This window comes from Massilia genomosp. 1 (genome assembly GCF_011682185.1).
GTDB lineage: Bacteria > Pseudomonadota > Gammaproteobacteria > Burkholderiales > Burkholderiaceae_D > Telluria_A > Telluria_A rubra.
Window position 1 is genome coordinate 1 of the sequence record NZ_WHJF01000112.1, and the last position, 21,167, is coordinate 21,167.

The following is a 21,167-nucleotide window of genomic DNA, read 5'->3' on the forward strand; positions in this document are numbered from 1 at the left end:
TTCGCGCCGCCCGCCCTTGACCCTGCTCCGGACCGGACATCGACAAGCGCCGCAAGGCGCAGACATTCACAGCGGTAGCCGATATGGTAGCCGAAGTCAACTTCCACTCAAAACGGCATTGGGCCGTAAAAAGTGGCTTGTGGCCACAGTCGAATACTATAACTTCATTTCGAGGCGCACGGTCCAGGTGGTGTAAGTGCGGCCGGCCGCGTCCGACGATTGCGCGATGCCGCCCTTGGTGACCGTGCGCCCGGACAGGTAGTCGTCGTTCAGCAGGTTGTTGGCGGAAATGCGCAGCTGGGTGGCGGGGCTGAACTTCCACAAGCCGTAGACGTCAAACTGGCGTTTCACGCCGCTGGTGGCCACTTCGTCGACGCTGGTGCGCACCAGGATTGCCGGGGTCCAGTTGTAGCTGCCGCCGAGCGTCATCGGCACTTCTTTCAGGCGCCAGTCGAGGCCGAGGTTGGCGGTCTGCCTGGCTTGCTGGTCGAGCCGGTTGTCGGGGCCGGGAATGCCGTCCACGCTCGACCAGAAGCGGCTGTAGTTCGAGCGCAGGTCGATCGTCGGGGCGCCCGTCACCAGGTCGGCCAGCTGGAACTTCGCTTCCAGTTCGATCCCGCTGGTGCGCGCACTGCCGATGTTCGACGGGCTCGACAGCCAGCGCGGACCGTCCGGGGTGTCGCGCAGGGTCAGTTCGCGCCGCATCAGCTTATCGATCTTGCGGATAAACCCGCTGGCGCTGAGGATGCCGCCCTTGCCCAGGTAATGCTCGTAGGCCAGGTCGATGCCCTGCGCCAGTTCCGGCTTGAGGTTGGGGTTGCCGGTGCGGTCGGGACGGGTCGCGCTGTTGAGCTGCGAGTACGTCGGCACCGCGATCAGGTCGTTCAGCTGGGGCGCGCGGTAGCTCTGCGTCAGGCTGGCGCGGACCTGGTCCTTGTCATGGCCGGGAATGCGCCACACCGAGTGCAGCACCGGGCTCCACACGCTGCTGTTGTTGCGCACGTCGCGCCCCTGGTTGGCGGCGCTGGTACGGATGCCTTCCCAGCGCAGCCCGACATAGGCCGACCATTGCGGCGTGATGTCCCACTCGTCCTGCACGTACGTTGCCACGCGGCGCGTGTCGGCCGTCATGCTCGATCCCGATTCGGCGAACTGGGCGCGGCCGTTGACCAGCGCCACCGTGCTTTGCTCGCGGTGGCCGCCTTCGACCTCCCAGCCGGCCGCCAGCAGGTGGCCCTTGGCCAGCGGCGTGCTGTACTTGCCGCCGCTGTTCACGCTATGGTTGCGCGAGGTATCGACGTCGTTGAAGTCATCCTTGAGCGCGCCATTGTCGGCGTACTGCTTGCGCAGCGAGGTGCTTTCGCTGCGGCCGGCGCCGAAGCCGAACTTGACGTCGAGCTTGGCGCCGGCGTCCATCCGGTGCAGCCAGTTACCGAAGCCGCGCAACATTGTCATCGACGAGCGCGAGTCGGCCAGCGCCAGCGCGTATTCGCGTTGCGGCGGGCCGATGCGCTGGGTCAGCAGGCTGTCGCTGTTGCCGTCGCTGCGGTTATGGATCAAAAACGGCTGGAAATTGAGCGTGTCGCCATTCTCGAATTTATACGACAGGCGCGGGGTCAGGTGCAGCGAGCGCGCACTGCGGCTGCTATGGGCGTCGACTTGCTGGTCCTTGAGGAGCAGGCCGGCCGGATCCGCATCGTCGTAGGTGGTGACGCTCTCGTCGTACTGGCGGCTGGTGCCGGCCGAGCCGCTCATCAGCCAGGTCAGCGCGCCCGCCTTGCCGGGCATGGTGAGCGACACGTTGGGGCCGTGGCGGCCGTCCTCGATACTGTCGGACAGCTTGAGCTGCATGTCTTTCTGCTGGTAACCCTCGCGCAGCACCACGTTGATGGTGCCGGCGATGGCCTGGGTGCTGTGCTCGGCCACCGGGCCGCGCATGACTTCGATGCGTTCGACCTGGTCGGGCGAGAGCGATTCGAGCGAAAACCCGGCCGGCGGGCGCTCGCCGTTGACCAGCATTTGCGTGTAGCCGTTGCCCAGGCCACGCATGCGCACCCCGCCGCCGCCGCGTCCCGGCGGGCCGCCCATGGTCACGCCGGGCAAGCGCTTGAGGATTTCGCCGACGCTGCTGTCGCCGTTGCGGTCGAGTTCCTCGCGGCCGAACACCATCTTGGCGGCGGTCGACAGGCGGCGCGATTCGGTATCGTCGGCGCGGCTGCCGTTGATGGTGACTGCGGTCACGCCCGGTGCGGGCTTAACCGCTGGCGCCCGGCCGGCCTTGCCAACCGGTGCGGCGGGCATGTCCGCCGGCACAGCGGTAGGCACGGCGGTAGGCACGGCGGTAGGCACAGCGGTAGGCACGGCGGACGTTTCTTGCGCATGGGCGGAAGCAGCGCTACCGGCGATCAGGGCGGCGCAGGCGAAGGGAATCAGTTTGCTCATCGGGGGTTCAGTGGTGGATCAGGCTGGCTGGACGGCAACGTTTGGCGCGTCACGTGGCTCGCGATGACCGCATTCTAGCCCCTGCATTCCGGGGGGAACCATCAAGCATGGTTTTTTTACTTTTCGATACACAACCCCACCCCCGGTGTCAGGTCTGACATTCGGACACGGCCTCGACATCAGGGTTTGCGCTACAGCCGGGATCGTGTACGAATGTCAGACCTGACACCGCGTTCGGGGGTTATACTGGATTCGTGCCAGCTCATCAGGTGAACAGGCGCCTTTTCTTCGCATCGTAGGTGACATCATGGGCTCTACCCTCAAAAACTCCGGGCTGCTCAGCCTGGGCGCCATTGCCGGCGTGGCTATTTCCATGCAGTTTTCGGCACTCGCGCAAAAGCCGGTCGAGCAAGGCATGCCGCTCGAGGAGTTGCGCCAGCTGTCCGAGGCCTACGATCTGATCAAAACCGATTATGTCGAACCCGTTTCCGACAAAAAACTGCTGACCGAGGCCCTGAGCGGCATGGTGGCCTCGCTCGATCCCCATTCGGCCTATCTCGACAAGAAGGCCTATCGCGACCTGCGCGAAGGCACCCAGGGCAAGTTCGTCGGCCTCGGCATCGAAATTGCCCAAAGCGAAGAAGGCTTCATCAAGATCGTGGCACCGATCGAGGATTCGCCGGCCTGGCGCGCCGGCATCAAGGCGGGCGACCTGATCACGCGCATCAACAACGAGGCCATCCAGAACCTGGGCATCGACGAAGCCATCAAGAAGATGCGCGGCGAGCCGATGACCAAGGTCACCTTGACCCTGCAGCGCAAGGATGTGCCGCTGCCGCTGGTGATGACGATCATGCGCCAGGAAATCATCCAGAAAAGCGTGAAGGGCAAGATGGTCGAGCCGGGCTACGCCTGGTTGCGCATTTCGCAATTCCAGGAGCCGACCGTGGACGACATGGCGGCCCGCCTGGCCGCCCTGTACCAGCAGGATCCGGGCCTGAAGGGCCTGGTGCTGGACCTGCGCAACGATCCGGGCGGCTTGCTGCAGGGCGCCATCGGCGTCTCGGCCGCGTTTTTGCCCAAAGGCGCAGAAATCGTCTCGACCAACGGCCAGCTGGCCAACTCGCGCCAGAGCTACCTGGGCACGCCCGAGTTCTACACCTTGCAGGGCAACGGCGACGCGCTGGCCAGGCTGCCGGCCGCGCTCAAGACGGTGCCGATGGTGGTGCTGGTCAACACCGGCTCGGCCTCGGCCTCCGAAATCGTGGCCGGCGCGCTGCAGGACTACAAGCGCGCCGCCATCCTCGGCAGCCGCACCTTCGGCAAAGGATCGGTGCAGACCATCAAGCCGCTCGGCAGCGACACCGCCGTCAAGCTGACCACGGCGCGCTACTACACCCCGGCCGGGCGTTCGATCCAGGCGCGCGGCATCATTCCCGACTTTTTGGTCGACGAAAACGCCGATGGCGATGGCTTGAACGGCTTTCGCATGCGCGAGGCCGACCTGGAAAAACACCTGTCGAACGATCGCGACAAGGAAAGCGCGGCCAGCACGCGCGAGCAGCTCGAGGCCCAGCGCCGCCTGCTGGCGCTCGAGCGCAAGCGCAAACCGCTCGAATACGGCGGCGCCGACGACTTCCAGCTGGCGCAGGCCATCAATCACCTGAAAGGCTTGCCGGTGCAGCTGGCCAAGGCGGCCAAAGCGGACCAGGCGCCGATCGCCCAGATCGCGCCCGCGAAAAAACCCAAATAGGCGCCGGCCGGCGCTCGCCCCCGCGCTTTTCTCGCCAGCGCCAATCTCATTGTGTAGAATCGTCGGCACCTGCCGGGTCATGCCCGGCTTACCCTATTTGAAAGCTCCACCATGAAACAAGTCGTCATCAGCGGCACGGGCCTGTTCACGCCGCCCCATTCGATCTCCAACGAAGAGCTGGTTGTCGCCTTCAACGCCTACGCCGAGCTGTACAACGCCGAGCACGCCGCTGCCATCGCGGCGGGCGAGCTGACGGCCATCGAAGGCTCGAGCGCAGCCTTTATCGAAAAAGCCTCGGGCATCAAATCGCGCTATGTGATGGAAAAAACCGGCATTCTCGATCCGGCGCGCATGACGGCGCGCATTCCCGAGCGCGCCGACGAGGTCATCTCGCTGCAGGCCGAAATCTGCGTGGCGGCGGCGCTGCAAGCGCTGGACCGGGCCGGACGCACGGCGGCCGACATCGACATGCTGCTGGTCGCCTGCAGCAACATGCAGCGCGCCTACCCGGCCATGGCGGTCGAGGTGCAGGAAGCGCTGGGCATCGACGGCTTCGGCTTCGACATGAACGTGGCCTGTTCCTCGGCCACCTTCGGCATCCAGACGGCGATGGCGGCGGTGCAAAGCGGCCAGGCGCGCGCGGTGCTGGTGCTCAATCCCGAAATCACCAGCGGCCACCTGAACTTCCGCGACCGCGACAGCCACTTCATTTTCGGCGACGCCTGCACCGCGATCGTGATCGAAGCGGCCGACACGGCGACCAGCGCGCACCAGTTCGAGATCCTGGAGTCGAAGCTCAAGACCAAATTTTCGAACAACATCCGCAACAACTTCGGCTTCATGAACCGTTTCGACGAATCCGGCGTGGGCAAGCCGGACAAGCTGTTCCGCCAGCAGGGCCGCAAGGTGTTCAAGGAAGTGTGCCCGATGGCGGCCGAGATGATCCGCGAAACGGTCACCAACGCCGGGCTGGAAGTGGCGCAGGTATCGCGCTACTGGCTGCACCAGGCCAACCTGAACATGAATTTGCTGATCACCCGCATGCTGCTCGGGCGCGACGCCGAGCCGCAGGAAGCGCCGGTCATCCTGGACACCTACGCCAACACCTCGTCGGCCGGTTCCATCATCGCCTTCCACAAGTACCAGGACGATATGCCGAGCGGCTCGCACGGCGTGATTTGCTCGTTCGGCGCCGGGTACTCGATCGGCTGCGTGGTGGTGCGCAAGAAGTAGTCGCCGCTAGCGTTCGATCCGTCGTTCCCGGCCTCGGCGGCCCCCTTGGCGGGAACGACGGTTTTAAATGCACGGGTTCTTAAAGCCGCACAGCCAGTTCGGCGCCTTCCTTGATGGCGCGCTTGGCGTCCAGTTCGGCCGCCAGCGCCGCCCCGCCGATCTTGTGGAACACCGGCCCGCCCTGCGCCGCCGCGCCCTCGTCCGGCATCAGCTCCGTCAGGCTGTCCTGCCCCGCGCAGATGATCACGTTGTCGACCGCGATCAGGCGCTCTTCCCCGTGTACCGTGACATGCAAGCCGTGATCGTCGATCTTGTTGTACGTGACCCCCGCCAGCATGACCACGCCATTCCTGCTCAAGGTCGCGCGATGCACCCAGCCGGAGGTCTTGCCCAGCCCCGCTCCCAGCTTGGATGCCTTGCGCTGCATCAGGAACAGCTGGCGCACCGGTTCGGCCGCGTGCGGCGCCACCAGCCCGCCGCTGGTGGTCGCTTCCAGGTCCACGCCCCACTCGCCGGCCCACTCGGCCACCGGCAATGGCAAGGGGTGCGCCGGGTTGTGCAGCAAATACTCGCCCACGTCAAAGCCGATCCCGCCCGCGCCGATGATCGCCACGCGCTTGCCCACCGGCGCCTTGTTCTGCAATACGTCGATGTACGACAGCACCTTGGGATGCTTGATCCCTTCGATCGGCGGCATGCGCACCTTGATGCCGGTGGCGACGATCACGTCGTCGAAACCACCGGCCAGCAGCGCCTCGCGCGTGATCCGTTGACCCAGGCGCACGGTCACGCCGGTCAACTCCAGCTTGCGCGAAAAATAGCGGATCGTCTCGGCGAATTCTTCCTTGCCCGGGATTTGCATGGCGATCTTGAATTGCCCGCCGACCGTGTCGCTCGAATCGAACAGGGTCACCGCGTGCCCGCATTCGGCCGCCACGGTCGCCGCCGACAAGCCCGCCGGGCCGGCGCCCACCACCGCCACCTTGCGCGCGCGGCGCGTGGGCGCGTACACCAGCTCCGTCTCATGGCAGGCGCGCGGGTTCACCAGGCAGCTGGCGCGCTTGTTAGAGAACGTGTGATCGAGGCAGGCCTGGTTGCAGCCGATGCAGGTATTGATCTCGTCGGCGCGCCCGGCCGCCGCCTTGGCCACGAACTGCGCGTCGGCCAGGAACGGGCGCGCCATCGACACCATGTCGGCGTCGCCGCGCGCGATGATGTCGTTCGCTTCGAACGGCATGTTGATGCGGTTCGACGCCACCACCGGAATCTTTACCTCGCGCCGCAGGCGCCCGGCAACGCTGGCAAAGGCGGCGCGCGGCACCGAGGTGACGATGGTCGGCACGCGCGCTTCGTGCCAGCCATACCCCGTGTTGAGGATGGTGACGCCGGCGCTTTCCAGCGCATGCGCCACCTTGACCACGTCGTCCCAGGTGTTGCCGCCTTCGACCAGGTCGAGCAGCGAGTGGCGGTACATGATGATGAAGTCCGTACCCACCGCCAGGCGAATCCGCTTGATGATCTCGATGGCCAGGCGCATGCGGTTCTCGATGCTGCCGCCCCAGCGGTCCTGGCGCAGGTTGGTGCGCGCGCACAGGAACTGGTTGAGCAGGTAGCCTTCGCTGCCCATCACTTCGATGCCGTCGTAGCCGGCCCGCTTGGCCAACCTGGCGCAGCGCGCGTAGTCGCGGATGGTCGCTTCGATCCCGGCCTGCGTCAGCGCGCGCGGCTTGAACGGCGAAATCGGCGACTTCAGGTTCGACGCCGACACCACCAGCGGCTGGTAGCCGTAGCGCCCCGCATGCAGGATCTGCATCAGGATCTTGCCGCCCTCCTCATGCACCGCCTTCGTCACGCGCCGGTGGTTGATCACGTCGCCCGCGAAATTGAGGGTGCCGCCGAACGGCAGCAGCCAGCCCTGGCGGTTGGGCGAGATGCCGCCGGTGACGATCAGCCCCACGCCACCCCTGGCGCGCTCGCGGTAGAACGCGGCCAGCTTGCCGTAGTTGTAGAAGCGGTCTTCCAGCCCGGTGTGCATCGACCCCATGATGACGCGGTTGCGCAGGGTCGTAAAGCCGAGGTCCAGGGGCGCGAGCAGGTGCGGATAGGGTTGGTTTGTCATGGTCGGTTCGGTGGAGGGGTAAAGACGGAGCGTCGGCACTGCATGTCGAGACGACATTACAACCTACTTCTGTAGATGCCGGGTTCTAATCTTCGGCCGCCCGCCGACCCGCTATCATGCGCACGCTTGAGCGTGCCTGCTTGTCAGGCCCGCCGCTTTCCCGTAGGCTGGGTCCATGTTTCCGCGAATCCTATTTTGTTGCCTTCTCGCCTGTTCCGAGCCCGTCCTGGCCCAATCCAGGCTGGAGGTGACGGTCAAGCGTGTCGACCTGGCCGACCAGCATGTGTTCGAGGTCGCGTCGAGCGGCGAGGTCCGCGCGTCGCCGGCTGCCGTATGGAAGGTGCTGACCAATTACGACCGCATGTCCGAGTTCGTGCCGGACCTGAAAACCTCCAAGGTCCTTTCGCGCACCGGCAACAAGGCCATCATCGAGCAGTTCGGGGTGGCCAGCTTTTTGTTCATCCGGCGCGATATCCACCTGATCGTACAGGCCAGCGAAGAGCCGATGACGGCCATCGACATCAGCCTGGTCACCGGCGACATGCGCGTCTACCAGTGCCGCTGGGAGCTGGTGCCGGTGCTTGAAACGGGCGGCACGCGCATCGTCTACAGCGGCAAGCTGGTGCCGAAGTTCTACGTGCCCGGCATGCTGGGCGCGAACATCATCCGCTCCGACATCGAGCGCATGATGAAAGCGGTGCTGGCGCGCCTCGAACGGGGCGACAGTCCGGGTAACTGAGGGGTAACTAGGCCTGGTAGCTGTGCGGCTCGCGCAGTTCGGCGAAGGTTTCGATGCTGCCGATCTTGACCGTCACGGGATTGAGACTCATTTGCGGCGCCATGGCGCGCCAGGCGAACTGCCACTCGCGTTCTTCGGCTTCGGCGCTGCTCTTGGTGAAGGCCGCGCCCAGGGCCGCGCGCACGCCGTATTCGACGGCGCCGTCGATGCCGGCCCAACTTGGCAGGGTGCGCTGCACGGCGCGGTGCAGGCGCTCGCCGAATTCCTCGCTATTGTGGATCACCAGGCAGCAGTCGGCCGGCGAAAACACGTCGAACAGGGCTTTGTCCCAGGCCTGCGAAAACGACAGGGTCAGGCAGTTGTTGACCGGGACCAGGCGAAACTGCCCCAGGGTCAGCGCGGCGTCGAGTTCGGCGCGCGGCGCGTAGCGGTACAGGGTCGGGGGACGTTGATAATCGTGCATAAGAAAACTCAATCTGTTAGTGTGGATTCGGCAGGGAGCCGGGCGGACGCACGTGGCGGCGCGAACGCAGCGTCTTGGACGCGACAAAAATTTCGACCAGCAGGTACACGAAGGCGCCGATCAGGCACAGCATCGCGATCACGAACAGGCCGGCGATGTACTGGTCGAGCGGGACGTTGGTGGTATCGCCCAGGAACAGCAGCGCAATGACCAGGCAAATGAGCAGGCCGCAGGCGGTGCTCAGTGCAATGGCGTAGTTAATCAGGTGCCAGCGCCGGTACAGCACGTCCAGTTCGTCCATGTAGGCGTCCTGGTAGGCGATGTCGAGGCGGTCTTCCAGCACGCGCGAACGGTCGATGATGCGCGCCAGGCGGTTGGTCAGCACCATCAGGTTGGTGCATACGCCGGTGAGCAGGAACACCGGCGCAATGGCCAACTGGATGACGTGGCCGATATCGGTGAGCTGGAGGTTCATAGGGCGCTAAAATAGTGGTTATGCATGCACAGCCGCTAGTGTAGCAGGGCCACCCCCGCGGTCGCTAATCGAAGCGCCCGCTGCGCTTGAACTGCTCGGTGGCGCCCACCAGCGCCCGGGCGATGCCCGCCTCCAGCGCGCCGTGGCCGGCGTCGGCCACCATGCGCAGGCGCGCACCGGGCCAGGCCTGGTGCAGGCGGTAGGCCGACAGCGGCGGGCAAATGACGTCGTAACGGCCCTGCACGATCACGCACGGCAGGTGCGCGATGCGGCCGACGTCCTGCACCAGCTGGTCTTCGCGCAAAAAGCCGCCGTTGGCCATGTAGTGCGATTCGAGCCGGCCCACGCCCAGGTCGAGCGTGTCGGAGGCGGTATCTTCCGGCTGCGGCAGCAGGAACACGCGCCGTCCTTCGAAGCGGCTCCAGGCGCGCGCCGCCGGCCAGTACACGGCCGGATCGTCGCACAGCATGCGCGTGGTGTAGGCGGTGAGCAGGTCGGCCCGCTCGGCTTCGGGAATCGGGGCTACGAATTCGTCGTACAGCTCCGGGTAGAACCAGCGCACGCCGTGCAGGAACCAGTCCACTTCGGCGGCGGTACACAGGAAAATCCCGCGCAGGATGAAGCCGAGGCAGCGCTCGGGGTGCGCTTCGCCGTAGGCCAGCGCCAGGGTCGAGCCCCACGAGCCGCCGAACACCAGCCACTTGTCCACGCCGAACTGCGCGCGCAGGGTTTCGATATCGTCGATCAGCAGTTGGGTGGTGTTGTCGCGCCACTCGCCCAGCGGGGTCGACTTGCCGGCGCCGCGCTGGTCGAACAGGATGATGCGGTACTGCTGCGGGTCGAAAAAGCGCCGGTGCTGGGGCGACAGGCCCGCGCCCGGCCCGCCGTGCAGGAACAGCACGGGAATGCCTTTCGGGTTGCCCACTTCCTCCCAGTAGATGGTATGGACCGCGTCGACTTGCAGCATGCCGTGCCGGGTCGGCTGGATCGGCGGGAACAGGCAGGTCGGGATGGCGGGCATGGGAGTCCTCGTATGGTTGACAGTCGATTGTAGCGCACTGGCACGGCGCGGCCGCCGCTTCAGCAGGCGCCCTGCCACGCTTGCGCGGCCAACCGCTGTACCGCGGCCAGGGCGGCTTTCAGGTCGCCGCCGGCGTGCCGCTTCCACAGGACGGCGGCGGCCGGGAATTTGCGCTCGCCGATCAGGGCGCCGATTTGCCGCCGCGCGTCCGCCTCGAGCATGCCGTATTGACGCAACTCGGGAGAACGCGGCTCGCCCGCGCGCCCGCTCGGGTCGCGCTGCATCAGGCAGGAATGCAGCTCGGGCAGCGGCTGCGCCACGCCGGCGGCATGCACCAGGCTTGCAGTCAAGCGCACCTCGGGCGCCGCATCCGGCGCCAGATGCTCATCGGGCCAGTCGATCAGTTGCGCCACGTTGTAGATGGTGTCGACCTGGGCCTCGCGAATGACGTCCACCAGGTCGTGCGGGTCGACGCCGGCGGCGAGCAGGCGGCCGGCCGCGCCGCCCTGGCGCCGCAGCGCTTGCGGCGCGGCTTCGTCGATGACGGTGCTCCACAGGCCGCGCAGCAGCAGTTCGTGCAGCAAAGCCGCCGGCGACTCAGGTGCGGGTGTAGACATGAAAACCGTCAAAATCGGCCTTGCCGATCGCAATGCCGTTCTGGCGCAGGATGGCGCAAGCGGTGGTCAGGTGAAAAAAGAAGTTCGGCAGCGCGTACTGGAGCAGGAAGGGCTGGCCGGGCAAGGTGACCAGGGCTTCGCCGGCGCGGTCGCTGAACATGCGGCTGGCGGCGCCGTCGAACTGCGCGGGCGTGAGCGCGTTCAGGAACCCGAGCACGAAGTCGATGCGCTGGCCGAGGCCCTTGTAGGTGGCCGGGAACTTGCCGCTGTCGCGCAGCGCGCTGGCGGGAAAGGCGCCGCTGTCGGACAAGGTGCTGCCGGCCAGCGGGGCGCAGGCGCGCACGGCGAAATTGGCCGCCACCTCGGCCTGCACCGCCAGGGTCAGCATGCCCGGCGCCAGGCGCGCATCGAGCAGCGCGGGGCCTTGCGGATGCGCTTCGGCCAGCGCCAGCATGGCGCGCAGCCGGCCCAGGTAGCGCCGGAACACCGGCACGCTCGCTTCGTACAGATTGTCGGTCGACGCGGGCGCCTCGCGCAGGCGTTGCAGCGAATACTGGACTTCGATATCGTCTTTCATCTTGCCGCGCTCCCATCCCTGCGATTCGTAAAAGATGTCGGCGCGCGTGTCGGCGCCGGTCGAGAGCACGATCTGCTCGTGCCCCTGTGCGAACAAATCCTCGACCGCCAGGGCCAGCAGGCGCTTGCCGATGCCCTGCCCTTCGCGCGCCGGGTCGATGAACAGCGCCCAGATCGACCCTTGCGCGCGGTCGGCGCTGGCAAAGCCGGCGATGACGCCGTCGTCCTCGCACACCCAGCTGCGGCCCACGCCGTCCAGATAGTCGCGGTACATGGCGCTGGTGATGCGGCCGGCATCGCGCAGGCGGTTTTCGGTGACGGCCAGGCGGATGGCCGACATGGCGCCGATGTCGGCAACGGTGGCGAGCCGAAATGTGAGCGTGGAAGTGGTATTCAAGTCGGTCGTGGTCCTGTGGTCAGTCATCGGCGAGCAGTTGCTGTAGGCGCTGCGGAAAGTGCTTGAGAAAGTAGCGCGTGGGCGCGCGGATACGCTTGGGCGCTGATCGCCATGACACGTTCTCGGTGAAAAAAAGCACCACCCGCAGGCAGTGCTTTTCGGTTTTGCTTGCTGCGTAGCGCGATCAGGACATGTGCTGTCCGCCGTTGATGGCGATGTTGGCGCCCGTCACAAAAGCGGCTTCGTCCGACGACAGGTAGGCGACCAGGCCGGCGACTTCTTCCGGCTTGCCCAGGCGCGCCATCGGAATTTGCGGGATGATCTTGGTATCGAGCACTTCTTTCGGGATTTCCATGACCATCTTGGTGCCGATGTAACCGGGCGAGATGGTGTTGACGGTCACGCCCTTGCGCGCCACTTCCAGCGCCAGCGCCTTGGTGAAGCCGTGCATGCCGGCCTTGGCGGCCGAATAGTTGGTCTGGCCGAAGGCGCCCTTCTGCCCGTTCACCGACGAAATGTTGATGATGCGGCCCCAGCCGCGCTCGACCATGCCATCGCACACCGGCTTGGTCATGTTGAAAACGGAGTCGAGGTTGGTCGCCATGACGGCGTCCCAGTTCGGCTTGTCCATTTTCTTGAACGTCATGTCGCGCGTGATGCCGGCGTTGTTGACCAGCACGTCGATCAGGCCGACTTCGTCGGCAATCTTGGCCACGCAGGCTTGCGCCGAATCGTAGTCGGCCACGTCGCACTCATACGCCTTGAAGTCGTAGCCCATGTCCTTGGTGGTCGCCAGCCATTCGGCGACCTTTTTGTTACCAGGGGAATACGTGGTGACGACCCGATACCCGAGGGCGGCCAGTTTGAAACAGACCGCCTCGCCCAAACCGCCCATACCGCCGGTCACTAATGCAACTCTAGCCATGTTGTCTTCTCCTGTTTTTGTACACCAACTCCAACCAAATCGCGGGGGCGGGATTGGAACCGCCCTTGCTCCGCTCGAGCGCCGCCGGGTCGTGCCCCGCTGCGCTCATTGTCGCTCCGTGTCACCCCAGTGCGCTTGCGCGCAACGAGCTTCAGTCGCGTTCTACTGCCAAAGCAACTCCCATGCCGCCGCCGATGCACAGGCTGGCCAGCCCGCGCTTGGCGTCGCGGCGGATCATTTCGTGCAGCAAGGTCACCAGCACGCGGCAGCCCGATGCACCAATTGGGTGCCCCAGTGCAATTGCACCGCCGTTGACGTTGATCTTGCTGGTATCCCAGCCCATCTCTTTGTTGACGGCCACCGCCTGTGCGGCGAAGGCTTCGTTAATTTCCATCAGGTCCACGTCTTCGTGGGTCCAGCCGGCTTTTTGCAGGCACAGCCTGGTCGCCGAGACCGGGCCCATGCCCATGATGGACGGGTCCAGCCCGGCCGAGGAATAGGCCTTGATGCGCGCCAGTGGCTTGAGGCCCAGTTCCTTGGCCTTGGACGCGGACATCATGATCACGGCGGCGGCGCCATCGTTCAGGCCGGACGCATTGCCGGCCGTAACGGTACCAGCTTTGTCGAAAGCGGGGCGCAGGCTGGCCAGCGATTCGAGCGTGGTGCCGTGCTTCGGATACTCGTCGGTGTCGAACACGATGGTGCCCTTCTTGGACACGATTTCGAAGGGAATGATTTCATCCTTGAACTTGCCAGCCTTTTGCGCGGCTTCGGCCTTGAGCTGCGATTGCAGCGCGAATTCGTCCTGCTCGGCGCGCGAGACCTCGTATTTCTTGGCGACGTTTTCGGCCGTGACGCCCATGTGGTACTGGTTGAAGGCGTCCCACAGGCCGTCGACGATCATGGTGTCGACCAGCTTGGCCTCGCCCATGCGGAAACCGTCGCGCGAGCCGGGCAGCACGTGCGGCGAGGCGCTCATGTTTTCCTGGCCGCCGGCGATGATGATGTCGGCGTCGCCGCACTTGATGGCCTGGGCCGCCAGGTGGGTGGCCTTCAGGCCGCTGCCGCAGACTTTGCCGACGGTAAACGCCGGCACCATGTCGGGCAAGCCGGCCTTGAGGGCGGCCTGGCGCGCAGGGCCCTGGCCGGCGCCGGCGGTGAGCACCTGGCCGAGGATGACCTCGTTCACTTTGGCCGGATCGAGGTCGATCTTGGCCAGCAGGTGCTTGATGACGTGGGCGCCCAGTTCGGCGGCGGGGATTTTCGCGAGTGCGCCGCCAAATTTACCGACTGCGGTACGGCCAGCGGCCACGATTACGACGTCTTCCATGTGAATCTCCGATGTGCTGTGTTCTGGCGCTGTGGCCAGTGGGGTTTCAAGTGAGCGGCCCGGCACTAGGCTTGCCCTTCGGCGAGCGCGGTGCCGTCCGCCGTTCCAGAGGCTGCGCCGGCGGGCGGCGCGGCCAGCTGGGGCCGACCGAAAATTGCAAACTGCCATGCATCGCGCGGAACCGGGGTCAGCCAGTTACTGGCGCCGCCCGCGCATTGCCACTGCCGGATGGCGACGGTGGCGGTGGCAAGCAGGGTTCTTATCGAATCGACATTGACTTGCGTCGCGGACACACCCGCATCCATGGCTGCGTGGACGCTGCGTTGATACATGGCCGCTTGGGTGTCGAACAGTTCCCGCATGGAGCGGAAAAATGGGTCGGAACTTGAAAACATGGTTTCCCTTTTCGGATGGACAGGCTTTGACAGCTCACGGCGTGACAAAGTCCTCCATCTTAGTTTTCCAGATTCCGTTCGAGTTTGAGCAAAATCAATCTTATCAGCTTATTTACTAAAAACAATCGGGGATTGCCTTGCGGCCGCAAATTACCCCGCTTGAATATCAGCTAAGCAAGGTGATGCCGTCCAGGGTGCGCGCGCATTGTTCGCGGATCACGCCGACGAAGTCGCTCACGTAAGCCTTGGCCGCCAGCGCCGGCGGCACCGACACGAACAGGTCGCTCCACAGGCCGAACTCGCCCACCGGGCGCGACAGCACGTAATCGTAATCGACGTAATTCTTGATGGCCCAGTTGGGCAGCGCGGCCAGGCCGCGCCGGCTGGCGACGAGCTGGAGGATGGCCACGGTCAGCTCGGCCGTGCGGCGCTCGAAGCGTACATTGGCGGGGCGCAAGACTTCGCGGATCAGGTCGATCCGCTCTTCCGGCACCGGGTAGGTGATCAGGGTTTCGCCCTCGAAGTCGGGCGCTTCCAGGCGGCGCTGGGTGGCCAGGCGGTGCTTCTGGGCCAGCACCACCAGGATTTCGTAGCGGAACAGGGGGAACACGGTGTACTCCGGCCCGCCGGCCGAGCCGATCACCAGGTCGGCCTGGCCGCTACGCAGCAGGTCGACCGGCTCGCTGTGAAAGCCCGACACCAGGTCGATCTCGACGTCGGGCCAGCGCTGGCGGAAGGCATCCATCACCGGCATCAGCCAGTCGAAGCAGGTGTGGCATTCGAGCGCCACGCGCAACTGGCCGCGGTCGCCCTGCGACAGGCGCGCCACGTCGCGTTCGGCCTGCTCGACCTCGGGCAGCACCTGGTCGGCCAGCTGCAACAGGCGCATGCCGGTGGCGGTAAACGCGATCGGCAGCGACTTGCGCTCGAACAGGGGCGCGCCATAGCGCTCTTCCATCAGCTTGACCTGGTGCGACAGGGCCGATTGCGTCAGGTTCAGCAGTTGGGCGGCGCGCACCAGGCTGCCGGATGAGCGCAAGGCGGTCAGCGTGCGCAGATGTCGAAGTTCTAGCATGGTCTCGATCAATGAAAATTTTTCATGCGGAACTGCAAAAGGTTTCGTTTTGATTATATGACACTTTGCCGCAAACTTTACACACCAACAATGAAATCTCGATGACATCATGAAAACGCTGCATACCCACGTACTTGGCTTTCCCCGCATCGGCGCGCGGCGCGAACTGAAAACCGCCCTCGAAGCCTTCTGGCGCGGCGAGCTCGACGAAGCCGCGCTGGAAGCGGCCGGCGCCGCCCTGCGCGCGCGCCACTGGGCCTTGCAGGCCGAGGCCGGGCTGGAACTGGTGACGGTGGGCGACTTCGCCTTCTACGACCAGGTTGCCAGCCACATCCAGCTGTTCGGCTGCGAACCGGCGCGCTTCGGTTTTGATGAGGCGGCCACGCCGCTGACCCGCTATTTCGCCATGGCGCGCGGCGAGCGCGGCGGGCACACCGCTTGCTGCGCCCATCCGCATGCTGGACAACACAGCGGCCACGCGCTCGACATGACCAAGTGGTTCGACACCAACTATCATTACCTGGTCCCGGAATTCGGCCCGGAGACGGCGTTTACGCTGGCCGGCGAACGCCTGCTGGCCGACGTGGCCGAGGCGCAGGCGCTCGGGCACCGGGTCAAGGCCACCCTGATCGGCCCGCTCACCTTCCTGTGGCTGGGCACGGCGCGCGCGGACGGTTTCGATCGCCTGAGCCTGCTCGAAAAACTGCTGCCGGTCTACACCACCCTGTTGATGCGCCTGAAAGCCCAGGGGGTGGAATGGGTGCAGGTGGACGAACCGATCCTCGGGCTGGACTTGCCGCAGGCATGGCGCAACGCCTTCGAGATCGCCTACTGGCTGCTGGCGCAGTCCGGCGCGCGCATCATGCTGGCGACCTATTTTTCGCCGCTGGAAGAAAACCTCGGCCTGGCCTGCCGCCTGCCGGTGGCCGGCCTGCATGTGGACGGCGTGCGCGCGGCCCATGAGCTCACCAGTGTGTGCGACTGGCTGGCCCTGCCCAAGGTGCTGTCGGTCGGCATCGTCGACGGGCGCAACATCTGGCGCACCGACCTCGACGCGGCCATCGCCGTGCTGGCGCCGCTGCTGGACAAGCGCGGCGCGCTCTGGCTGGCGCCCTCGTGTTCGCTGCTGCACGTGCCCCTGAGCCTGGCCGACGAAAGCGCGCTCGACCCCGAGGTGCGTTCGTGGCTGGCGTTTGCCACCGAAAAGCTGGCCGAGCTGGCGACCCTGAAAGCTGCGTTGCGCGGAGACGATGCGCCGCAGTTGATGGAGGCGCGCGCCGCCGTTGCCAGCCGCGCCCGCAGCACCCGCGTCCACAGCGACGCCGTCGCGGCCCGGGTACACGCCTTGCCGGGCGACGCAGACCGGCGCGGCGCCCCGTTTGCCGCGCGCCAGGTGGTGCAGCGGGCGCGCTTGCGGCTGCCGGCGTTTCCCACCACCACCATCGGCTCGTTTCCGCAGACGGCGGCGATCCGCGCCGCGCGCGCCGCCTTCCGTCGCGGCGCCCTGCCGCTGGACCAGTATCACAGCGCGATGCGGGCCGAAATCGCGCACGCGGTGGCGCGCCAGGAAGCCATCGGGCTCGACGTGCTGGTGCATGGCGAAGCCGAGCGCAACGACATGGTCGAGTATTTCGGCGAACAGCTCGACGGCTTCGTCTTCACGCAGCACGGCTGGGTGCAGTCGTACGGCTCGCGCTGCGTCAAGCCGCCGGTGCTGTATGGCGACGTGGCGCGCCCGCGCGCGATGACGGTCGACTGGGCCGTGCATGCGCAAAGCCTGTCGGCGCGCCCGGTCAAGGGCATGCTGACCGGGCCGGTGACCATCCTGCAATGGTCGTTCGTGCGCGACGACCAGCCGCGCGCGCTGACCGCCTTGCAGATCGCGCTGGCGATGCGCGACGAAGTGGCGGACTTGCAGGCGGGGGCCATCGGCATCATCCAGATCGACGAGCCGGCCCTGCGCGAAGGCTTGCCGCTGCGGCGCGCGCGCTGGGACGATTACCTGGCGTGGGCCACGCGCGCGTTTCGCATCACGGCCGGCGCGGCGCGCGACGACACCCAGATCCACACGCATATGTGCTACGCCGAGTTCAACGACATCCTGCCGCAGATCGCCGCGCTCGACGCCGATGTGATCACGATCGAAACGAGCCGCTCGGACATGGCGCTGCTTGATGGCTTTGGCAAGTTCCGCTATCCGAACGAGATCGGGCCGGGGGTGTACGACATTCATTCGCCGGCGGTGCCGGGCACGGACGCCATCGAGCGCCTGTTGCGCAAGGCGGCGCAGGTGATTCCGGCGGCCAATCTGTGGGTCAACCCCGATTGCGGGCTGAAGACGCGCGGCTGGGCCGAGACCGAGGCGGCGCTGGTGAACATGGTGGCGGCGGCGCGGCGCATGCGGGCCTGAGGCGGCGCTTGCGCCGAAGGCGTCGCTTCAAAGCCGGATCTCGGGATAGGCGCCAAACCAGAAGGCGAGCGCTTCCTTGTTAACGCCATCGGCGCCGGTCCAGAAGTCGACCGGGTAGGCCCAATCGGATTTGTGCGATTTCGATGGCGCGAGCCCGGGATTGGTGTAGTGGGTCAGGTAGCCTTTGTGTTTCTCGGTCTGCAGAATGCTGGCGATGCCCAGCGCTTCCAGCAAGACCCTGCACTGGTGGACGGTCGCCTTGAAACCGTCGATTTTTTTCAGGGATCGATGCACTTGCGTCGGTTTGGTCTGCGCCTCAAGCGAGCGCAAGGTATCGAGAATCGCGTTGAAAATGCGGAAATCCTCCGCCGTGGGCGCCTGGCGGGCCAGCTGTAGATGTTGAGCCAGGTAAAACTGGATCACTTCCGGGGTCTTCAGCAGCCCGAGCGAGCCGGCGCAGTGGCGGTCCGCATTCCAGTCGGTGGCATCGACTCCCCTGCAAATATCCGAGCCGGAACAAATGGCGCAAAACTGCGGCGCGGACGATTGCGTGAAGCGGTGATCCGGCATGGTCTGCATCATGGCAAAAGGCGCGAGGCCACTGCGATAATCGAGGCGGCCGCTCGCGAAGCTCGACAGGAAAAGATCGGTCACATGCGACTTCTGGCATTGCTTCGCGTACGCGGCACAGCCCTGAACGGCGTCATCATGGCCCAAGTCGACCGGATCGAAGGCCAGGCCCTGCTGCTTGAGGTAAGCGAATTGCTCGTCGCTGGTGACCCCGCGCGCGTCGATCCAGCGCTGTTCGTATGGCTGCAGTGGATGTTCAGAACGGGCAATCGCCTGCGAAAGACTGCTATATTTCGACAACAGCTTCAGTGCTTTCTTTTCGACCGGCCTTTTCACTCTATTTCCTTCGCAAAGTTTCTGGATTTTGGTTCGCGGGGCCAAGCCAGGCTTAGTGTACTGCTCAAGATACCCGTAGTGCTGCGCGATCTCAAGCAGGCCTCGGGAATGTTGATGATTCCCACCTTGCCCACCAGGACGTTGCCGTGAGCGTTACTTGCTTTGAATCCCTCAACCTTTTTTGAATATATATGAAATTCTCGACCATTTTTTTATCAGCATGTTCTTGTCGCCTGCTGTTACAGCGGCACCTGAAGTGAGGGATGAGGTACATTCAGTCGATATCTGCTACAAGCCTATCTATGATAAATCGAAAGTGCCCAGTACCGTAGAATCGTTTCCCAAGACAGGCGTGCCCCTGGGACGATTTACGGAAGGAGAGTCCCGCCATCGACTGCTTGGCATGGCACTCCTGAAAATGAATGCCGCATTCAAAAGAGTGGAGAAACCTCGGAAAATTCCGAATGCTCTCGCCTTGAAAGATGTCAAAGTAAGGATATTAGCGCCGGATATGAACATTTTTATCAACAGCCGAGGCGAAGGAATTGTCAATGACAAGAAATTCATTTTAAACGCAAGTGAATTGTTAGAAGTTGAGCGTGTGCTTGGAGATGCTTTCGAATGCATTAAACACAATGAAGATAAATTGAAGCGACAAAAGACGCCTTCCGCTTGAGTGAACACATCAACCAGCCAATTGAATGATGGGCACCTTGGTTCCCTGCTTCCCAGGTGCTCCATAGGTATGCGCCATCCTTGCCTGCTCAACCTGAAGGTACAGGGCAAAAGTGATGCATGTGGAGAAAATCTGCAAGATTGACGATGAACTACCAATAAAGTAAAAAAAAACGGAAAAATTTGTTAAAATATCAATATTGGCGTCCGCCTGTTGCATACGAACCTAAATAGAAGAAGCGAGACACGCAGTCTTTCCTTGGCTAATGCAGCGTCCGATCTCCATACCGCCCGCGCAGCGCTCGGGCGTGTTCTTTTTCTTTCCGATGAAAACGGCCGTCAGCCGTGACCGACGATCACGAACGGCATCAAGATGGAGATACCCGCAACCATGCCATATCACGCCGATCACGCAACCGCCCTGCTGCCAATACAGCGGCGCCACAAAGTGGCACCTGCGCTCAGCGCGTGTGCGAGCACGGCACCGCCCCTCGCATCGTTCCTGTTGGCCCCGTCCGAGCGCAGCCGGGCGGTGTACCAAGCCGCGATTGTGTGTGGCCGGGTCGGGGGCCTTGCGCCGTTCCAGCGTTGCAAAGGCCCTGGCCGTGCTCGACCAATCTGAAGAGGCATAACACATGGCTAAAGCAGCGCGATTAGGCGACCCAATCGGCCACACGCCACCTGGCGATGGTCCGAAAGGAGGCGGAGGCGGCGACGAGACCGGCAAAATCATCGGATCATGTTCCGGGAATGTGTTCACCAATGGCATTAAGGCCGCGCGGGCGCATGTGGATAAGACGATATGCTCGAAACACGATCAGGCTCCGCCGCCGATTGCGACCGGCAGCCCGAAAGTGTTCATCAACGGTTTGCCAGCGGCCAGAGTGGGCGATAAAATCGCCTGCGGCGCTTTCATCACAGACGGATCGGGCAATGTATTCATCGGAGGCGGCAGTGTTCAAACCGATCCGATCGTGCGCAATGGTATGGTTACACCTTTGCTCGTGCGCGCTTTGGCAGTGGCTGAAGCCGGCGCGGCGGCGTTGAAAACCTCGGCCGTGGAGCTACTTGGTTCGATGCTACGGAATACATTCGGTAATGCGCTGGGAAGTGGTATTGCAGGAATGACAGCTACAATTCCTGGCTCTGCTCCAGGCAAAATCTCTAGCGCACCGGCAACTCTCGTTCCAGGACGCGACGATGAAACAAAACTCGGTCCTGGTTACGATGATGAAGGTCAATACCAGGGAATCAGACCGCCTGAAACCAAAAAGGTACGCGACTTTGTAGTGGAGGGTGCGAAGTTTCGTGTCATCGGGGGTACTGAGCAACAGCAAATCGACGCAGAATCGGATGTCAAAAAATTTGCTGCATCACCTCATGGCAAAGAGGGCATTGAGAAGTGGAAGCACGATTCCCCTTGGTACCCAATCTACCGGACTTAAGCCTGTCGATTTTTTTACGATTGAACGTCGAAATCGCTTGACAAGATGCCCGCTTCGCGCGGCCGCCGCCCTGCACGCGAGGTTTTTTTTCGCGTGCAGGGCGGCGGCCAATGAAGATCTTTTTGATCTTTATTGGCCCTTATGTCGCTCGAACTACTGCTTGCAGCCTTT

At 64.1% G+C, this 21,167-nt stretch carries 19 protein-coding genes; 6 read left to right on the forward strand and 13 right to left on the reverse strand.

What is annotated here, in order from left to right; translation table 11 throughout:
• Window positions 1–156 precede the first annotated feature (156 nt).
• Complete coding sequence (locus F1735_RS28005; protein ID WP_167239985.1) at window positions 157–2,442, reverse strand: TonB-dependent receptor plug domain-containing protein; 2,286 nt, start codon at window positions 2,440–2,442, stop codon at window positions 157–159.
• Window positions 2,443–2,749: 307 nt separating this feature from the next.
• Between F1735_RS28005 and F1735_RS28010 the strand changes: the two genes are divergently transcribed.
• Together F1735_RS28010 and F1735_RS28015 are read left to right on the forward strand one after the other, a co-directional pair.
• Window positions 2,750–4,195, forward strand: coding sequence for a S41 family peptidase (locus F1735_RS28010; protein WP_167239986.1), 1,446 nt, complete (start codon window positions 2,750–2,752; stop codon window positions 4,193–4,195).
• Between the two features lie 111 nt (window positions 4,196–4,306).
• Window positions 4,307–5,428: a beta-ketoacyl-ACP synthase III gene (locus F1735_RS28015; RefSeq protein WP_167239987.1), complete on the forward strand. Its 1,122-nt coding sequence runs from the start codon at window positions 4,307–4,309 to the stop codon at window positions 5,426–5,428.
• A gap of 79 nt (window positions 5,429–5,507) precedes the next feature.
• Here F1735_RS28015 and F1735_RS28020 read toward each other — a convergent pair whose 3' ends face one another.
• A complete protein-coding gene (locus F1735_RS28020; RefSeq protein WP_167239988.1) occupies window positions 5,508–7,547 on the reverse strand; it encodes an NADPH-dependent 2,4-dienoyl-CoA reductase in 2,040 nt (679 codons plus the stop codon).
• Window positions 7,548–7,794: 247 nt separating this feature from the next.
• On the opposite strand from F1735_RS28020, the gene F1735_RS28025 reads away from it, so the two are divergent.
• Window positions 7,795–8,286, forward strand: coding sequence for an SRPBCC family protein (locus F1735_RS28025; RefSeq protein WP_373888592.1), 492 nt, complete (start codon window positions 7,795–7,797; stop codon window positions 8,284–8,286).
• A gap of 7 nt (window positions 8,287–8,293) precedes the next feature.
• Here F1735_RS28025 and F1735_RS28030 read toward each other — a convergent pair whose 3' ends face one another.
• The 9 genes from F1735_RS28030 to F1735_RS28070 all read right to left on the reverse strand — a co-directional run bounded on the left by F1735_RS28030 (window position 8,294) and on the right by F1735_RS28070 (window position 15,560).
• Window positions 8,294–8,749: a hypothetical protein gene (locus F1735_RS28030; protein WP_167239990.1), complete on the reverse strand. Its 456-nt coding sequence runs from the start codon at window positions 8,747–8,749 to the stop codon at window positions 8,294–8,296.
• Between the two features lie 16 nt (window positions 8,750–8,765).
• Window positions 8,766–9,224 (reverse strand): DUF2721 domain-containing protein, encoded by a 459-nt coding sequence (locus F1735_RS28035; RefSeq protein WP_167077931.1) that lies wholly within the window; start codon window positions 9,222–9,224, stop codon window positions 8,766–8,768.
• Window positions 9,225–9,288: 64 nt separating this feature from the next.
• Window positions 9,289–10,245, reverse strand: coding sequence for a prolyl aminopeptidase (gene pip / locus F1735_RS28040; RefSeq protein WP_167225473.1), 957 nt, complete (start codon window positions 10,243–10,245; stop codon window positions 9,289–9,291).
• Window positions 10,246–10,304: 59 nt separating this feature from the next.
• Window positions 10,305–10,862, reverse strand: a complete 558-nt coding sequence (locus F1735_RS28045; RefSeq protein ID WP_167239991.1) for a hypothetical protein — start codon at window positions 10,860–10,862, stop codon at window positions 10,305–10,307.
• Window positions 10,843–11,835: a DUF1993 family protein gene (locus tag F1735_RS28050; protein WP_167239992.1), complete on the reverse strand. Its 993-nt coding sequence runs from the start codon at window positions 11,833–11,835 to the stop codon at window positions 10,843–10,845. The genes F1735_RS28045 and F1735_RS28050 overlap by 20 nt, the downstream gene beginning before the upstream one ends.
• A gap of 184 nt (window positions 11,836–12,019) precedes the next feature.
• Window positions 12,020–12,760: an acetoacetyl-CoA reductase gene (gene phbB, locus F1735_RS28055; RefSeq protein ID WP_166891328.1), complete on the reverse strand. Its 741-nt coding sequence runs from the start codon at window positions 12,758–12,760 to the stop codon at window positions 12,020–12,022.
• A gap of 151 nt (window positions 12,761–12,911) precedes the next feature.
• Window positions 12,912–14,090 (reverse strand): acetyl-CoA C-acetyltransferase, encoded by a 1,179-nt coding sequence (locus tag F1735_RS28060; protein WP_167239993.1) that lies wholly within the window; start codon window positions 14,088–14,090, stop codon window positions 12,912–12,914.
• 65 nt (window positions 14,091–14,155) lie between these two features.
• Window positions 14,156–14,452, reverse strand: a complete 297-nt coding sequence (locus tag F1735_RS28065) for a hypothetical protein (protein WP_222853098.1) — start codon at window positions 14,450–14,452, stop codon at window positions 14,156–14,158.
• A 199-nt stretch (window positions 14,453–14,651) separates the two neighbouring features.
• Window positions 14,652–15,560 carry a LysR family transcriptional regulator gene (locus F1735_RS28070; protein ID WP_167239995.1) on the reverse strand — a complete coding sequence of 303 codons (909 nt, stop codon included), beginning with the start codon at window positions 15,558–15,560 and terminating at the stop codon, window positions 14,652–14,654.
• Between the two features lie 109 nt (window positions 15,561–15,669).
• On the opposite strand from F1735_RS28070, the gene metE reads away from it, so the two are divergent.
• Window positions 15,670–17,970 carry a 5-methyltetrahydropteroyltriglutamate--homocysteine S-methyltransferase gene (metE, locus tag F1735_RS28075; protein ID WP_167239996.1) on the forward strand — a complete coding sequence of 767 codons (2,301 nt, stop codon included), beginning with the start codon at window positions 15,670–15,672 and terminating at the stop codon, window positions 17,968–17,970.
• A gap of 27 nt (window positions 17,971–17,997) precedes the next feature.
• Here the strand turns inward: metE and F1735_RS28080 are convergent, their stop codons facing one another.
• Window positions 17,998–18,921 carry a hypothetical protein gene (locus F1735_RS28080; protein WP_167239997.1) on the reverse strand — a complete coding sequence of 308 codons (924 nt, stop codon included), beginning with the start codon at window positions 18,919–18,921 and terminating at the stop codon, window positions 17,998–18,000.
• A 136-nt stretch (window positions 18,922–19,057) separates the two neighbouring features.
• Between F1735_RS28080 and F1735_RS28085 the strand changes: the two genes are divergently transcribed.
• Window positions 19,058–19,552 carry a hypothetical protein gene (locus F1735_RS28085; RefSeq protein WP_167239998.1) on the forward strand — a complete coding sequence of 165 codons (495 nt, stop codon included), beginning with the start codon at window positions 19,058–19,060 and terminating at the stop codon, window positions 19,550–19,552.
• A gap of 9 nt (window positions 19,553–19,561) precedes the next feature.
• Here F1735_RS28085 and F1735_RS28090 read toward each other — a convergent pair whose 3' ends face one another.
• A complete protein-coding gene (locus F1735_RS28090) occupies window positions 19,562–19,771 on the reverse strand; it encodes a hypothetical protein (protein ID WP_167239999.1) in 210 nt (69 codons plus the stop codon).
• Window positions 19,772–20,186: 415 nt separating this feature from the next.
• On the opposite strand from F1735_RS28090, the gene F1735_RS28095 reads away from it, so the two are divergent.
• On the forward strand, window positions 20,187–20,996 hold the full coding sequence (locus F1735_RS28095) for a PAAR domain-containing protein (RefSeq protein ID WP_167240000.1): 810 nt from the start codon (window positions 20,187–20,189) through the stop codon (window positions 20,994–20,996).
• The last annotated feature ends 171 nt before the right edge of the window (window positions 20,997–21,167 follow it).